Source organism: Streptomyces sp. NPDC005533 (assembly GCF_042871845.1).
Lineage (GTDB): Bacteria > Actinomycetota > Actinomycetes > Streptomycetales > Streptomycetaceae > Streptomyces.
Window position 1 is genome coordinate 127,691 of sequence record NZ_JBIAJH010000005.1, and the last position, 15,293, is coordinate 142,983.

General features: G+C 73.2%; 16 protein-coding genes. 10 read left to right on the forward strand and 6 right to left on the reverse strand.

The annotated features are described in order from the left end of the window. Positions 1-180 precede the first annotated feature (180 nt). Both ACFYP3_RS07035 and ACFYP3_RS07040 read right to left on the reverse strand, forming a co-directional pair. The gene (locus ACFYP3_RS07035; protein WP_388828001.1) at positions 181-762 is read right to left on the reverse strand and encodes a GNAT family N-acetyltransferase; all 582 of its coding nucleotides are present in this window, start codon (positions 760-762) and stop codon (positions 181-183) included. Between the two features lie 143 nt (positions 763-905). Then, complete coding sequence (locus ACFYP3_RS07040) at positions 906-1,151, reverse strand: hypothetical protein (protein ID WP_388828004.1); 246 nt, start codon at positions 1,149-1,151, stop codon at positions 906-908. A gap of 48 nt (positions 1,152-1,199) precedes the next feature. Between ACFYP3_RS07040 and ACFYP3_RS07045 the strand changes: the two genes are divergently transcribed. After that, positions 1,200-3,200, forward strand: a complete 2,001-nt coding sequence (locus ACFYP3_RS07045) for a HelD family protein (protein WP_388828006.1) — start codon at positions 1,200-1,202, stop codon at positions 3,198-3,200. Here ACFYP3_RS07045 and ACFYP3_RS07050 read toward each other — a convergent pair. The 4 genes from ACFYP3_RS07050 to ACFYP3_RS07065 form a co-directional block, all read right to left on the reverse strand. Then, the gene (locus ACFYP3_RS07050) at positions 3,190-4,692 is read right to left on the reverse strand and encodes an FUSC family protein (protein WP_388828009.1); all 1,503 of its coding nucleotides are present in this window, start codon (positions 4,690-4,692) and stop codon (positions 3,190-3,192) included. The genes ACFYP3_RS07045 and ACFYP3_RS07050 overlap by 11 nt on opposite strands. Positions 4,693-5,003: 311 nt before the next feature. After that, a complete protein-coding gene (locus ACFYP3_RS07055; RefSeq protein WP_388828012.1) occupies positions 5,004-5,432 on the reverse strand; it encodes a universal stress protein in 429 nt (142 codons plus the stop codon). Between the two features lie 9 nt (positions 5,433-5,441). Next, positions 5,442-6,950 carry an APC family permease gene (locus ACFYP3_RS07060; RefSeq protein WP_388828015.1) on the reverse strand — a complete coding sequence of 503 codons (1,509 nt, stop codon included), beginning with the start codon at positions 6,948-6,950 and terminating at the stop codon, positions 5,442-5,444. A 50-nt stretch (positions 6,951-7,000) separates the two neighbouring features. Continuing rightward, a complete protein-coding gene (locus tag ACFYP3_RS07065; protein WP_388828018.1) occupies positions 7,001-7,594 on the reverse strand; it encodes a histidine phosphatase family protein in 594 nt (197 codons plus the stop codon). Between the two features lie 70 nt (positions 7,595-7,664). Between ACFYP3_RS07065 and ACFYP3_RS07070 the strand changes: the two genes are divergently transcribed. From ACFYP3_RS07070 to ACFYP3_RS07110, 9 genes are all read left to right on the forward strand, one after another. After that, positions 7,665-8,420, forward strand: a complete 756-nt coding sequence (locus tag ACFYP3_RS07070; protein WP_388828021.1) for a YoaK family protein — start codon at positions 7,665-7,667, stop codon at positions 8,418-8,420. 25 nt (positions 8,421-8,445) lie between these two features. Further along, the gene (locus tag ACFYP3_RS07075) at positions 8,446-8,925 is read left to right on the forward strand and encodes an Lrp/AsnC family transcriptional regulator (RefSeq protein ID WP_388828024.1); all 480 of its coding nucleotides are present in this window, start codon (positions 8,446-8,448) and stop codon (positions 8,923-8,925) included. Between the two features lie 45 nt (positions 8,926-8,970). After that, positions 8,971-9,648 (forward strand): HAD family hydrolase, encoded by a 678-nt coding sequence (locus tag ACFYP3_RS07080; protein ID WP_388828027.1) that lies wholly within the window; start codon positions 8,971-8,973, stop codon positions 9,646-9,648. A gap of 87 nt (positions 9,649-9,735) precedes the next feature. Then, positions 9,736-11,112 carry a cytochrome P450 gene (locus ACFYP3_RS07085; protein WP_388828030.1) on the forward strand — a complete coding sequence of 459 codons (1,377 nt, stop codon included), beginning with the start codon at positions 9,736-9,738 and terminating at the stop codon, positions 11,110-11,112. A 111-nt stretch (positions 11,113-11,223) separates the two neighbouring features. Continuing rightward, positions 11,224-11,292: a putative leader peptide gene (locus ACFYP3_RS07090; RefSeq protein WP_351286961.1), complete on the forward strand. Its 69-nt coding sequence runs from the start codon at positions 11,224-11,226 to the stop codon at positions 11,290-11,292. 199 nt (positions 11,293-11,491) lie between these two features. Then, the gene (locus ACFYP3_RS07095; protein WP_388828032.1) at positions 11,492-12,364 is read left to right on the forward strand and encodes an ABC transporter permease; all 873 of its coding nucleotides are present in this window, start codon (positions 11,492-11,494) and stop codon (positions 12,362-12,364) included. Next, entirely contained in the window at positions 12,337-13,065 is a 729-nt protein-coding gene (locus ACFYP3_RS07100; protein WP_388828035.1) for an ABC transporter ATP-binding protein, read from the forward strand. Before ACFYP3_RS07095 ends, ACFYP3_RS07100 begins: the two co-directional genes overlap by 28 nt. A 38-nt stretch (positions 13,066-13,103) precedes the next feature. After that, positions 13,104-14,147: an ABC transporter substrate-binding protein gene (locus ACFYP3_RS07105; protein ID WP_388828038.1), complete on the forward strand. Its 1,044-nt coding sequence runs from the start codon at positions 13,104-13,106 to the stop codon at positions 14,145-14,147. Further along, a complete protein-coding gene (locus tag ACFYP3_RS07110; RefSeq protein WP_365473303.1) occupies positions 14,147-15,241 on the forward strand; it encodes an LLM class flavin-dependent oxidoreductase in 1,095 nt (364 codons plus the stop codon). Before ACFYP3_RS07105 ends, ACFYP3_RS07110 begins: the two co-directional genes overlap by 1 nt. Positions 15,242-15,293: the final 52 nt, after the last annotated feature.

Genomic DNA, 15,293 nt, shown 5'->3' on the forward strand with positions numbered 1-15,293 from the left:
CTGTCCGACCAGATCCACCCTGTACGTGCCGGATGAATGTGCAGTAAACAATTACCCGTTGTACATGCCGCAGGTCAGCGGTGTGCGGTGGGAGCGGCCGGAACACTCCTCTGAGTGATCTTCGACGATCGGCCTGCGCCCGAGGGGAGTCGGGGCGTACGATCCGGCGCACGCGCGGGTTCAGCGGCAGGGACGGCTCATGTAGAGCGCCTGCTCGCCGGCGGCCGGGGTGCCCCCGTACAGTGCGGTGTCGAGGCCGCAGAAACCGAAACCCATCCGCCGGTAGGCGTGCACGGCAGGGGCGTTGACCGAACTGACCTCCAACCACATGTGCTCCGCGCCCCGTTCACGGGCGTACTCCGCCGCGCACTCCATCAGCGCGCGGCCGACGCCGCGGCCCCGCCGGCCCGGCGCGACCTCGATGTCCTCGATGGTGAGGCGACGGTTCCAGGCGGCGTAGCCGACGGCCGCGAAGCCGCACACCTCGCCGCCGTCGAGGGCCACGTAGGTGCGGGCATCCGCGTCCCGGCCCGCGGCGCCGCCGAAGCCCTGCTCGTCGTGCTCCTCGGGCGGGAACTCCTTGTGCACGGGCGGGTCCACCGGGACCTCGCGGAGCCGGAAGCCGAAGCCGTCCTCGGCGGCGGCCACCTCGAAGACCGTGGCGGTGGTGAACGAGCCGTCCAGGGCCTCGATGGCACCCGCGTCCTCGGGGCGGGCGAGGCGGTAGACGATTCCGTCGGCGGCGCCGTGTGCGGTGGTCATGGGATCCACCGTACGCAAAAAATCCCCCGGCCGAATTCGCTGCCGAGGGATGCAAGAGAGTATATTTGTTGGTTCGTGACTTCGCCACAATGAAGCCACAAAGAACTTCACGAGGACACTGTATTGCGGTGGGAGTGCAATTGTCAACCGAGGAATTCCGAAAAGAGCAGCAATTCGTCACCGATCTCTATCGGCGCCTCGACGACCTGCGCGACCAGGCCGAACGTGCGGTCGAACGAGCATTGCGCGACGTGGGGAGCGGGTTTCAGGCGCGCCTCGAGCGTGATGTCCTCGTCGCCGAGCAGTCCGGCCTGCTTTCCGCGCTGAATGCGGGCGAGAACGGCCTCTGTTTCGGCCGTCTGGAGTTCTCCGACGGCCGTGACCACCACATCGGCCGGATCGGAATCCGCGCGGACGACGCGGAACGCACCCCGCTGGTGCTGGACTGGCGCGCGGAGGTGGCCCGCCCCTTCTACCTCGCCACCGGTCACACCCCCATGGGGCTGCGCCGCCGCCGGCACATCAGCAGCCGCGGGCGCGAGGTCACCGCCCTGCACGACGAGATCCTCGACCTCACCGACGCGGAGCGCACCGGGCACGAGGGCGCCGACGCGGACGCCGTGCTGCTCGCCGCGCTCGACGCCGCCCGGACCGGCCGCATGCACGACATCGTGCGCACCATCCAGGCCGAGCAGGACCGGATCATCCGTTCCCCGCACCGGGGGGTGCTGGTCGTGGAGGGCGGTCCCGGCACCGGGAAGACCGCGGTCGCGCTGCACCGCGCCGCGTACCTGCTGTACGCCCACCGGGAACTGCTCGCCAAGCGCGGGGTGCTGATCGTCGGGCCGGGGCCGGCCTTCCTCGGCTACATCGGCGAGGTGCTCCCGGCCCTCGGTGAGACGGGGGTCCTGCTCGCCACGCCCGGAGAGCTCTTCCCGGGCGTGCACGCCACCGGCACCGACCGCCCCGGGGCCGCCGCGGTGAAGGGCCGGGCCGCGATGGCGGAGGTCCTCGCCCGGGTCGTGGCCGACCGGCAGGGCCTGCCGGAGACCGTGCCGGCGGGCACCGGGGAGGAGTACGACACGGTCCCCGAGCCCGCGCTGGAGATCGACCACGACGACTACGGCACCCTGCTGCTGGACCGCACCATGGCCTACGAGGCACGGGACCGGGCCCGGGCCACGGGGCTGCCGCACAACCAGGCGCGCCCCGCCTTCGCCTTCCGGATCATCGACGCGCTCACCGCGCAGCTCGCCGACCGGCTGGGCGCCGATCCGTACGGCGGGCCGAACCTGCTCGGCTCCGACGACGTGGCGCAGCTCGGCAAGGAGATCGCGATGAGCCCCGCCGTGCACGCGGCGATCGATTCGCTGTGGCCCTCCCTCACCCCCGAGCGGCTGGTCGCCGACTTCCTGGCGGACCCCACCCACCTGTCCGCGCACGAGGCCGCGCTGATCCGGCGCGCGCCCTCGGCGCGCCCGGACTGGACCCCGGCCGACGTGCCGCTGCTGGACGAGGCGGCCGAGCTGCTCGGGGAGGACGACAGCGCCCGGCGGGCCGCCGAGGAGCGGGAGCGGCAGCAGCGCATCGCGTACGCGCAGGGGGTGCTGGACCTGTCCGAGGGCTCGCAGTCGTACGAGTTCGAGGACCAGGAGAACGAGTACCTCGCGGCCCACGACATCATCGACGCCGAGCGGATGGCCGAACGCCAGGAGGAGGCCGACCACCGCAGCGCCGCCGAGCGGGCGGCGGCCGACCGCACGTGGGCCTTCGGGCACGTGATCGTCGACGAGGCGCAGGAGCTGTCGGAGATGGCGTGGCGGCTGCTGATGCGGCGCTGCCCCACCCGGTCGATGACGCTGGTCGGCGATCCCGCGCAGACCGCCGACGAGGCGGGCTGCGGCTCGTGGGAGCGGATCCTCTCCCCGTACGTGGGCGAGCGCTGGGAGCTGGTCCGGCTGGGGGTGAACTACCGCACGCCGGCCGAGATCATGGAGGTGGCGGCGGCCGTGCTGCGGGAGCGCGATCCCGGCTTCGAACCGCCGCGTTCGGTGCGGGCGACGGGGGTGCGGCCGTGGGCGCGCGCGACCGGGGACCCGGCGCGGGCGGTCGCCGAGGCCGTGGAGCGGGAACGGCCGGCGGAGGGCCGGCTCGCGGTGATCGCGCCGCGGGCGCTGCACGCCGCGCTGGCCGCCGAACTGCCGGGGGTGCGGGAGGGCGCGGAGCCGGATCTGACGCGGGAGGTCGTCCTGCTGGATCCGCGCCAGGCCAAGGGGCTGGAGTTCGACACGGTGGTCGTGGTGGAGCCGGCCGACTTCCAGCCCAGCGACCTGTACGTGGCGCTGACCCGGGCCACCCAGACCCTCGGCGTGGTGCACTCCGCCGGCCGACTGCCGGCGGGCCTGGCGCTGTCGCCGCAGGGGCTGGTCAGGCGCTGACGACGAACGGCGCCCGCGGGTCGCTGCCCAGCGGGGCGGCGAGTTCGGTGAGCGCCCGTTCCAGGCCGTGCAGGTGGGCGAGCGCGGGCCCGGAGCCGGCGGTGTGCGGCACGCCCTCGCGGGCCGTGGCGGCCTCGCTCGCGGCCCGCTCTCCGGCGGTCAGCGCCTCCACGGCGGCCTCGACGCGCCAGCAGGCCGTCGCGAGGCGGGCGTCGTGGCTCGCGTCCGGGTCGGCGGCGACGGCCACCAGGCCGCGCACCTCGCGGGCGCAGTCGTCCAGCAGCGCGATGACCTGGCCGGCGCGGGCCTTGCGCGCGCGGAACGGGCTGAGCGGGTGGACCAGCGGCGCGAGCGCCATCCGGACCCGCGCCAGCAGGGTCTCCAGCTCGGCGGCGTGGGGCGCCGGGTCGGCCGTCGGAGAGCCGGCGAGGCGGGCGGCGGCCTGCGCCGTGGCCGCGTGCACGCAGTGCAGGGCGCGCTGGATCCAGGCGTCGTTCGTGGCGTGGGTGGTGACCGGCAGTACGAGGACCACGGCCAGCGCGGCGCACACCGCGCCGACGGCCGTCTCCTCCAGGCGCAGTACGAGCAGGCCCGGGTCCAGCACGCCCAGCAGGCCGTACAGCAGTCCCGCCATGAGGGTGACCGCGAAGATCATCCAGCTGTAGGAGACGGGGGCCGTGTAGAAGATCGCGAACACGCAGGCGGCGACCAGGAGGGCGGTGGGCGCGGGCGCGCCGTTCAGCGGGATGGCGATCAGTACGCCGGCGGCCACGCCCATGACGGTGCCGAGCACCCGGCGGAAGCCCCGGACGAGGGTCTCGCCGCGCGAGGCCGTGTTCACGAAGATCCACCAGGCGGTGCCGACGGCCCAGTACCAGCGGTCCTCCGAGAGCGCCTGCCCGATGGCGAGGGCGACGGCGCAGGCGGCGGTGGCCTGGAAGGCCTGGCGGGTGGTGGGCCGGGCCAGGCCCCGGCCGGGCAGCGGTGCGGGGGCGGCGGGGGGCGGGGTGCGCCGCTCGATGGGCCAGAGCAGGAACCGTACGGCGCCGGCGGCGACCAGGGCCAGGCCCACGGCGGCGAACAGCTCCGGGAGCTGGGCGGGCACGGCGTGCAGGAACTGCGTGATGAAGAAGTTCATGAACGCGAAGATCCCGAGCGCGTGTCCGCGCGGGCCCCAGCGGCGGGCGTAGACCCCGCAGAAGACGACGAGCACGAAGGCCGCGTCGCGGGCGGGGGTGAGCCCGTGCAGGGCGGTGGCGAGGGCGAGGACCGGGAACCCTGCGGCGGGCAGCAGGGCGGTGGTGACGGCCTGGCGGCGCACGGTCGCGTCGGTGACGGTGAACAGGGCGAGCAGGGCCGCCAGTCCCCCGGTGATGGAGGCGCTCAGGGAGAGACCGCACAGTTCGGCGAGGGCGACGGCGGCGGCGACGCCGATCACCGCGCGGGCCGCGTTTCTGAGCCTCAGACGCCCCGGATCCGGAGCCACGAACATCCTCTTCACGGCGGTGTGCCGCCCCCCTCGAGTGGTGCGCGCCGGCCCGGCACCGCCCGGGGGTGGTGGGCGGTGGACGGGCACGGCGAAGGCGCCGCGCTCCGGGACCGGCCTCGTTGCCGTCCGGCGCTGCGCGGCGCCGCAAGTACATGGATACGACACAGATAAGCATCCGCAGGGGCAATGGCTCAAGCGGACCCCTGGAGGCTGGACCATTGGCTCAGTCACCAGCGGGGAATCTCGGCCATCGGGATACCAACGGACCGGTTCCCCCGCACGGTGCGGAGCCGCCCGGGGTCACTGCCCCGGGCTCACTGCCCCGGGCCGCCTTCGGTCGGCACGCACAGGACGGGCACCGGTGACAGGTGCAGGAGCTTGTGCGGGGTGGAACCGAGCAGGGCGCCGCGGAGCGGGCTGTCGCCCCAGCTGCCCACGATGATGACGCGGGCGTGGTGGCGTTCGGCGGCGTCCAACAGGGCCTGGGCCGGCTTCTCGTCGACCACCTCGACCGTCGAGGGCACACCGGCGGCGTCGGCCTCCTCGACGGCGCGCGCGAGCGCGCTGCGGCCCACCTGGCGGACGGCTTCCCGGTGGGCGCGGTACTCCTCGCCGGTGGAGCCCGGGGCCGCCGCGCCGTAGACGAGGACGAGCGGCTCGCCGAAGGCGGTGGCCACCTCCAACGCCACGTGCAGGGCCCGTTCGGCGCCGGGCGACTCGTCGTAACCAAGGACCACGGACATCGGGACTCCTCAGCGCTTCCTGGTGTGGACGAGCGCCGGGTCGACCACGCCCCGCCGCTCCTGCCAGAACCTGCCGTCCCGTACCCGCCAGAAGCACATGACGAGCACGCCGGCGACGGCGATCGCGAGCCCGATGACCAGCGGCGGGCCGAGTCCGAACCAGGAGACGCCGCTCGCCGAGTTCTCCGGGTCGGACATGTCGCCGATCGACTCCACCAGCAGCCAGATCAGCAGGCCGGCGCCGACCACCGGGCCGACCCCGATGAGCAGGAGGTTGTGCGCGTTCTCCGTGAGGTGGCGGCGGTAGTAGATGGCGCAGGCCAGGCCCGTGAGCGCGTAGTAGAAGGCGATCAGCAGGGAGAGCGCGGTGAGGGAGTCCAGGAGCGCGTTCTCGCTGATCTGGTTGACGACGAGGTACCAGCCGATGGCGATGCCGGCCACCCACCAGGTACTCACGTCGGGGGTCCGGAACCGGTGGTGGATGTGGGCGAGCGGCGAGGGCAGCGCGTGCCGACGGGCCATGGACAGGGCGGTGCGGGAGGCCGGGATGATCGTGGTCTGCGTGGACGCGAGCGCGGAGGTGCAGACGGCGAGCAGCACCACCCAGTCCCAGCCGCCCATGACCTCGTGGGCGAGCACGGCGAAGATGGCCTCCTCCTCGCCCGCGTTCGCGGCGAGGAAGGTGGTGCCCGCGTAGCCGACGACCGCGAAGCAGACGGACAGGTAGGTGACCAGGAGGATGACCGTCGACCAGATTCCGGCCTTGCCGGGGGCGGTGGCGGAGTTCTCGACCTCCTCGGTGAGGTTGACCGCGGACTCCCAGCCCCAGTACATGAACACGCCGAGCAGCAGGCCGCCGGTGAGGGCGGCGCCGCCCGCGCCGAAGGGGTTGAGCCAGCCGAGGGACGGCTCGATCTCCTCCAGGGTGCTGGTGCCGGCGTAGACGCGGTAGAGGGCGACCACCGCGAAGGCCAGCAGGAAGAAGACCTGGGCGAGGATGAGGACGTCCTGGAGGTGGGCCGAGAGCTCGGTGCCGATGACGCAGATGGCGGTCATGGCCAGGATCACGGCGACGGTGAGGGACTGCCGGATCCAGGGGTTGGCGGCCCAGTCGTCGAGACCGAAGGCGAGCAGGCCGAAGTTGACGGCGACGTCCGCCAGCGAGCCGATGACCAGCACGCCCGTCATGGCGATCGCCCAGCCGCCGAGCCAGCCGGCCCAGGGGCCCATGGCCCGGGTGACCCACGAGAAGGTCGTCCCGCAGTCCTGGTCGACCTTGTTCAGGTAGTAGAAGGCGGCGGCGATGAGCAGCATCGGCACGAAGGAGGCCAGCATCACGCCCGGCGCGTAGATCCCGACCAGGGCCACGATCGGCCCGAGGACGGCGGCCAGGGAGTAGGCGGGCGAGGTGGAGTTCAGGCCGATGACGAGCGCGTCGAGGAAGCCGATCGCGTTGGCCTTGAGCCCCTCTTCCCCGTGGTCCGGCTCGTGTTCGACGTCCGTTCGGTCCTGACCCATGTACGAATGATCACGCACCCCCCGCGACCGCGCGAGGCGGGACGGGCCGGTCAGGGGCGGACGTTCCAGCCCGCGATCACGGGGAGGCCGTGCTCCGTGGAGAGCACGCTGACCGTGCCGGTGCGCAGCAGGAAGAGCCGGCCGTCCGCGGGCTCCAGGCCCAGGTAGCGGGCGGTGAGGACGCGCAGGAAGTGGCCGTGGGCGACGATCACGACGTCGCCGCCGTCCGCGCCGAGCACGGGGGCGACCCGGGCGAGGGCGCGGTCCGCGCGGGCGCCCACCTGGGCGGCGCTCTCGCCGGGGTGCGCCGGGTCGCCGGGCGGGACCCCGTGGGTCCACAGGGACCAGTCCGGGGTGGTCCGCTGGATCTCCCGGGTGGTGATGCCCTCGTAGCCGCCGTAGTCCCACTCGTACAGGTCGGGGTCGGTGACCGCGTCGGTGAGTCCGGCGAGTTCGGCGGTGGCGACGGCCCGGTGCAGCGGGCTGGTCAGCACCAGGGCCGGGTGCCGGTCCCGGAAGTAGGGGGCCAGCGTGATGGCCTCCTCGATCCCGCCCGCGTTCAGCGGGACGTCGGTGCGTCCGGTGTGCCGGCCGTCGGCGCTCCAGGATGTTTCTCCGTGCCTCACCAGCAACAGGTCGCTCATCCCTCGGACCCTATGCGTTCCGGCATGTCGGCGCCGACGGTTCCGGGCGGGCGTGTCACTGTCGGGCGTCATGGACGAGAAGCGGAAGGCCGCGCGGACGGCCGGTTCGCAGCTCCCGCCGCACATGCCGGCGCTGATGGTCGCCCTGACCGCGGTGACCGGGGTGGTCGAGGCGGTGAGTCTGCTCGCGCTCGGGCCCGCCTTCACGGCGATGCAGACCGGCAACGTGCTGTTCCTGGCCTTCGGCGCCGCGCACGCGGGCAGGCTGCCGACGCTGCCCGCCGGGATCTCGCTGGCCGCGTTCGTCCTCGGGGTGGTCTGCGGCTCCCACCTGGAGGCGGTGACGGAGACGCGCGGTCGGCGCTGGTTCGTCCTGGGCCTGATCGCCGAGGCCGGACTGGTCCTGGCCGCCGCTGCCGCCGGCTGGGGGCTGGTACCGCGCTACGGGTCGCCGACCCCGCGGCACCTGGTGGTGATGGCGGTCCTGGCGCTGGCGATGGGCCTGCGCAACACCACGATCATGCGGGCGAACGTGCCGGGGGTGCCGACGACGCTGGTCACCCGGTCCATGACCGCCTTCCTCGGCGGCTCCGCCATGGGGCGCGACGCCGTCTACGGATACGGGACGGCCGGCTGGAAACTGCGCGGCCTGTCCGTCCTCGCCATGTTCGTCGGCGGGGCCCTCGGGGCGCTGCTGATCCGGGCCGGCTGCACGGTCGGGTGGCTGCTGCTGCCGACCGCCGCCGCGGTGCTGGTGGGCCTGGTCTACCGGGGGCAGCCCTCGCTGCGCACCGGGCCCGCTGCCGGCCGGGAACGATCGCCGTGAACCGGGCCATGGGTACAGTCGGGGCATGGCGGTGGACGAGCTCGACACCCGAATCCTGCGTCTGCTGATCGAGCAGCCGCGCACCAGCGTCCGCGAGTACGCCCGGATCCTCGGCGTCGCGCGCGGGACCCTGCAGGCCCGGCTGGACCGGCTGGAGCGCACGGGCGTGATCACAGGGACCGGCCCGGTGCTCTCCCCCGCCGCACTGGGTCACCCGGTGCTGGCCTTCGTCCACATCGAGGTCACCCAGGGACATCTCGACGACGTGGGGGACGCTCTGGCGGCCGTACCGGAGATCATCGAGGCCTTCTCGATCACCGGTGGCGGGGACCTGCTGACCCGGGTGGCGGCCCGCGACAACGCGCACCTGGAGGACGTGATCCAGCGGCTGATCCGGCTGCCCGGTGTGGTCCGCACGCGGACCGAGGTGGCCCTGCGCGAGCGGGTCCCGCACCGGCTGCTGCCGCTGGTCGAATCCGTGGGAAGAAATGCCCGCAAGAACTGACAGGATTACCGAGACAGGACACAAGCGGCAGGACGGGCACAGCGGATGATTTCCGTCATATTCGATCTCGACGGCACCCTCGTGGACAGCGAACCGAACTACTACGAGTCCGGGCGCCGCACCTTGGAGCGGCACGGAGTCCCCGATTTCACGTGGGAACAGCACTCCCGTTTCATCGGCATCGGCACCCTGGAGACGCTGGAGATCCTCAAGGAGCGGTACGGGATCGGGGCACCGGTCGAGCAGCTGCTTGCCGAGCAGAACGCCGCCTATCTGGAGCTGGCCCGCACCCGGACCGAGGTCTTCCCGCAGATGCGGAAGTTCGTCGAGCGGCTGTACGCCGAAGGGGTGCCGATGGCGGTGGCCTCCGGTTCCTCGCGGGAGGCGATCGACGCCGTCCTGGCGGGCACCGGGCTGGACGCGCTGCTGACCACGGTCGTCTCCGCCGAGGAGGTCGCGCACGGCAAGCCCGCCCCGGACGTGTTCCTGGAGGCGGCCCGCCGGCTGGGTGCGCGGCCCGCCGACTGCGTGGTCGTCGAGGACGCGGCGCCGGGGGCGCTGGCCGCGCACGCCGCGGGCATGGGCTGCGTCGTGATCCCGTACGCGACGGACATCGCGGACGACCCGGCCTTCGCCTCGGCGGGACTCCTCTTCCCGGGCGGACGGACCCAGTTCACCGCGGACGCGGCGCACGACTGGCTGACGGCGCGCCGCACGGCCTGACGGCCCGGCGGGGGCTTGCCGAGGGGGCCGGCGAACGGCGCGGTCCCGCCTCTGGCGCCCTGTGGGGGCTGCTGTCACCATGCCTGCGTGACCGCGACCCTGCCCCCGGGCACCCGGAACGGCGGACCCCGCCGGTGGCCCCTGCTCGGGAACCTGCCCGCCTTCGCCCGCGATCCACTGGCCTTCTTCGAGTCCCTGCGCGACGACTACGGCGACTGGGTGCCCTGGGCCCTCGGCCCGCAGCGCAACGTGCTGGTCTCCCGGCCCGAGCACGCCGGTGAACTGCTCGGCGCCGTCGAGTCCACCTTCCGGCCGACGGAACTGGGTTGGGCCTTCCGGCAGTTGCTGGGCGACGGGGTGGTCGTGGCCACCGGGGACGACTGGCGGCGCAAGCGGGCACTGGTCCAGCCCGCGGTACGGCCGCGCCAGGTGCGCTCGTACGCCGCCACGATGGTGGAGTGCGCGGACGCGCTGGCCGGCGGCTGGCGCGAGGGCGAACGGATCGACGTGCACCGGGAGATGGCCGGGCTCACCCAGCGGATCGCGGTGCGCACGCTGTTCGGGAGCGACGCGGCCGGCCGGGAGGCGCCCATCAGCGCGGCGATGGCCACGGCGCAGCGGGAGCTGGGGGCGGAGTTCCGGGGCCTGACGCTGTTCCTGCCGCCGTGGGTGCGCACGCCCGGGCGGCGCCGGATGCGGGAGGCCGTGGCGGTCCTCGACCGGGAGATCGAGCACGTCATCGGGGAGCACGAGGCGGCGTCGGCCGCCGGCGCGGAGCGGGACGACCTGTTGAGCCGGCTGCTCGCGGCCCGCGACGAGGAGGGCGGCCCGCTCTCCCGCAAGGAGCTGCGGGACGAGTCGATCACCCTCTACATCGGCGGCCACGAGACCACGTCGACCACCTTGACCTGGGCCTGGCAGCTGTTGTCGGGCGCCCCCGACGCGCGGGCCCGGCTGACGGACGAGCTGGACCGGGTGCTCGGCGGGAGGCTGCCGACGTACGACGACTACGCGCGGATGCCCTGGACGCAGCAGGTGGTCAAGGAGGCGCTGCGGATCTATCCGCCGATCTGGCTGATCTCGGCGGTGGCCACCGAGGGCGCGACCCTCGGCGGCCGGGCGGTGCCGGCGGGGACGGCCGTGTGGACCAGCCCCTGGTCCGTGCACCGGGACGCACGGTGGTTCCCCGACCCGGAGGCCTTCCGCCCCGAGCGGTGGGACGCGGACGCCCCCCATCCGGTGCCCGAGCACGCGTGGTTCCCCTTCGGCGGGGGCCCGCGGGCCTGTCTGGGGGCGCGGTTCGCGCTGGTGGAGGCCGCGCTCGTACTGGCCGTGCTGGGGCAGCGGTTCCACCTGGACAGCGGGAGCGGGCGGGCCGGGGTGTTCCCCGGCCTCACCTTGCAGCCGGCCGGGCCGGTCCTGGCGACGCTGCGCGCAACCGGCCCCGGGGCGGGCGGGAACTGACGGACCCGCACACCGGTGTCCCGATATCGGAGACGGCGAGTCCAGATGGCGAGACGCCATTGACCCCCGCCGGACCGGGTGGCTACGTTTCGCCGCATGTTGCGTTCAGCCATGCTCACCACGCGCGGTCACATCGACCTGCTGCGGGTGGCCTCCGCCGCGTGTCGTCGCGGTTGCTGACGCCCTTTTCCCCTCAGTGTCACGAGCGCTCCGCGCTCTTCTCCCGCATGCCGCGAACCCTCCGGAGCCGTTGATCCTCCCGGTTGCGTAGCCGGGCCCGTCCTGCCGTACCGGAAACCGGTGCGTGGGGATGCGGTGACGACCCCGCCGCGTGCGCCCCGCCGCCCCGCCTCCTTGCCTCCCCGCCCGTGGAGCCCCCATGACCCTCAGCATCAGCCATGCGCTGCCCGCGCCCGACATATCCCTTGAATCAGCATCTGCCCCACCATCCGTTCTGGTCGCCGTCGTCCCGACCTCGGCGTGGCGGCGGCCCGTGCCGCGCTGGATCCGCCGGACCGCCGGCCCCCTGCTGCTGCTGGTCCTGTGGCAAGTGGCCAGCAGCCTCGGCTGGCTTCCGGCCGACACCCTCGCACCGCCGTCGACCATCGCCTCCGCCGGAACGGACCTGATCGCGGACGGGACGCTGCCCGGCGCCATGGCCGTGTCCCTGCAGCGCGTCGCGATCGGGCTGCTGATCGGAGGTACGGCGGGAACGGTCCTCGCGCTGCTGTCCGGGCTCTCGCGGCTCGGCGAGGACCTGATCGACGCGAGCGTGCAAATGCTGCGCACGGTTCCGTGGGTCGGCCTCATCCCGCTGTTCATCATCTGGATGGGCATCGGGGAGGCCCCCAAGGTCGCGCTGATCGCCCTCGGCACGGCCTTCCACCTCTACCTGAACGTGTACGCGGGGATCCGCGGAGTCGACGAGCAACTCATCGAGGCGGGCGGCGCCTTGGGGCTCGGCCGATGGGGACTGGTACGGCACGTGGTGCTGCCGGGGGCACTGCCCGGCTTCATGACCGGGCTGCGCTACTCGCTCGCCACCGCCTGGCTGGCCCTGGTCTTCGGCGAGTCCATCAACGCCGATGCCGGGATCGGCTTCCTGATGAACCAGGCGCGCGAGTTCTTCCGTACCGACGTGATCGTCGTCTGCCTCGTCGTCTACGCCTTCCTCGGTCTGACCGCCGACCTCGTCGTCCGCACTCTCGAAAGGCTGCTGCTGCAATGGCGACCGACGTTCACGGGGCAGTAGCCACCGAGCCCGGGACGGCCGTCCGGGTCGCCGGACTGACCCGTTCCTTCGACGGCCGGGCCGTCATCGACGGGCTCGATCTGACCTTGCGGGCCGGCGAGTTCACCGTGCTGCTGGGCCGCAGCGGCTGCGGCAAGTCCACGCTCCTGCGCGTACTGGCGGGCCTGGACCGGGAGATCGAGGGCGAGGTGCTGGTGCCGGAGCGGCGGGCCGTGGCCTTCCAGGCGCCCCGCCTGATGCCCTGGAAGCGGGTCTGGCGCAACGTCCTGCTCGGCCTGCCCGGGCGGCCGGACCGCGAGCGCGCCGAACGGGCCCTGGCCGAGGTCGGGCTGGAACACCGTACGGACGCCTGGCCCAAGACCCTGTCGGGCGGCGAGGCGCAGCGGGCCTCGCTCGCCCGGGCGCTGGTGCGCGAACCCGACCTGCTGCTGCTGGACGAGCCGTTCGGCGCCCTCGACGCCCTGACCCGGATCAAGGCCCAGCAGCTGGTGGCCCGGCTGTGGCAGCGGCGCGGCTGCGCGGTGCTGCTGGTCACGCACGACGTGGACGAAGCCGTGCTGCTGGCCGATCGGATCCTCGTGATGAGCGAGGGCCGGATCTCCCACGACACCCGTGTCCCGCTGGAGCGGCCGCGCGAGGTCGGAGATCCGAGGTTCGCGGCGCTCCGCACCCGCCTGCTCGCCGAACTCGGCGTCGGCTGAACACCTTTCCTCCCCTTCAAGAGAACGTAGAGATCCCCATGAGACGCCCTACCCTGCCCCTGCTCGCCGCCCTCGTCCCGCTGTCCCTCGTCCTCTCCGCCTGCGGCGGGAACTCCGCGGCCGACACGGGCGCGGCCGGCCAGGGGGGGAAGGACGGCAAGGGCACCGCGGTCACGCTCAACGTCGGCGACCAGAAGGGCGGCAACGAGTCGCTGCTGCGGGCCGCCGGCGAGCTGGACAAGCTCGACTACACCATCAAGTGGTCGACCTTCACCTCCGGGCCGCCGCTGCTGGAGGCCGTCAACGCCAAGGCCGTGGACATCGGCGGCGTGGGCAACACCCCGCCGGTCTTCGCGGCGGCCGCCAAGTCGAAGATCACCGTGGTGGCGGCCACGCACGGCTCCTCCGCGGGCGAGGCGATCCTCGTCCCGACGGGCTCGGCCCTCCAGAATCCCGCCGAGCTGCGGGGGAAGAAGATCGCGGTGGCGCAGGGCAGTTCGGCGCACTTCCAACTGATCGCGGCCCTCGAACAGGCGGGCCTGAAGCCCTCCGACGTCACCGTCAACTTCCTCCAGCCCGCCGACGCACTGGCCGCCTTCAACAGCGGCGCGGTCGACGCGTGGGCCGTCTGGGACCCGTACACGTCCCAGGTGCTGCGCACCGGTGCCCGCGTCCTGGTCTCGGGCGAGGGCACGGTCAACGGCCTCGGTTTCCAGGTGGCGGCGCCCGCCGCCCTGGAGGACCCGGCGAAGAGCAAGGCCATAGGCGACTACCTGTCCCGGCTCCAGCGGGCCCAGACCTGGGTGTACGAGCACCCGGAGGAGTGGGCGAAGGTCTGGGCGAAGGAGACCGGCCTGCCGTACGACGTGGCCTTCGACGCGGTCAAGCGCAGCAACGGGACCCGGGTTCTGGTGGCCGTGGACGACGCGGCCGTGGTCTCCGAGCAGAAGATCGCCGACGCCTTCACCGAGCTGAAGCTGATCCCCGGCAAGGTCGTCTTCAAGGACTTCGTCGACACCCGTTTCAACGGCACCCTGCCGCCCTCCACCACCGCCCCGCGTACGTACGGGAAGGCCTCCTGATGACGGTCCGTCTGCACTGGTTCCTGCCGACCGGGGGCGACGGCCGCACCCTGGTCGACCGGCACGCCTACGCCCACAACACGGCCGCGCCCGGGGTGCGCGAGCCGGACATCGAATACCTCGCGCAGATCGCCAAGGCGGCGGAACGGCTCGGCTTCGAGGCGGTGCTGACCCCTACCGGAACCTGGTGCGAGGACGCCTGGCTGACCACCGTGGCGCTCTCGCAGCACACCGAGCGGCTGAAGTTCCTGGTGGCCTTCCGGCCCGGCGTGATCTCGCCGACGCTCGCCGCGCAGATGGCCGCGACCTACCAGCGGATCACCCGGGGCCGGCTCCTGCTCAACGTGGTGACGGGCGGCGACTCGGCGGAGCAGCGGCGTTTCGGGGACCACCTCGACCACGACCGCCGGTACGAGCGGACCGCCGAGTTCCTGTCCGTCGTACGGGGGGCCTGGCGCGGGGAGCCGTACGACTTCCACGGCGAGCACTACCGGATCGACGGCGGGCTGACGGCGCTGCCGCCCGACCCGCTGCCGGAGATCTTCTTCGGCGGTTCCTCTGCGGCGGCGGGGCCCGTCGCCGCAGAGCACGCCGACGTGTACCTGACCTGGGGGGAGCCTCCGCAGCAGGTGAAGGAGAAGATCGACTGGATCCGCTCGCTGGCAGAGGAGCGGGGACGGACGGTCCGCTTCGGCATCCGGCTGCACACGATTTCGCGGGATTCCGCGAAGGAGGCCTGGGGCGCGGCGGACCGGCTGCTGGCCGATCTGGACGATGCGGACATCTCCAGGGCGCAGTCGCTGCTGGGCGCGAGCGAGTCGGTGGGCCAGCAGCGGATGCTCGCCCTGCACGGCGGTTCGCGGGACGGGCTGGAGATCTCGCCGAACCTCTGGGCGGGGGTCGGGCTGGTCCGCGGCGGGGCCGGCACGGCGCTGGTCGGCAGCCACGGCGACGTCGCGGACCGGATCGAGGAGTACCACGCGCTCGGGATCGAGAACTTCGTCCTGTCGGGCTATCCGCACCTGGAGGAGGCCTACTGGTTCGGCGAGGGGGTGACCCCGGAACTGGCCGCGCGCGGACTGCTGGCGCCGTAGGGCGTGGCGGCGGCGGTCGGCGACGGCCTGCGGGGAAGATCCCGCAGCCCCC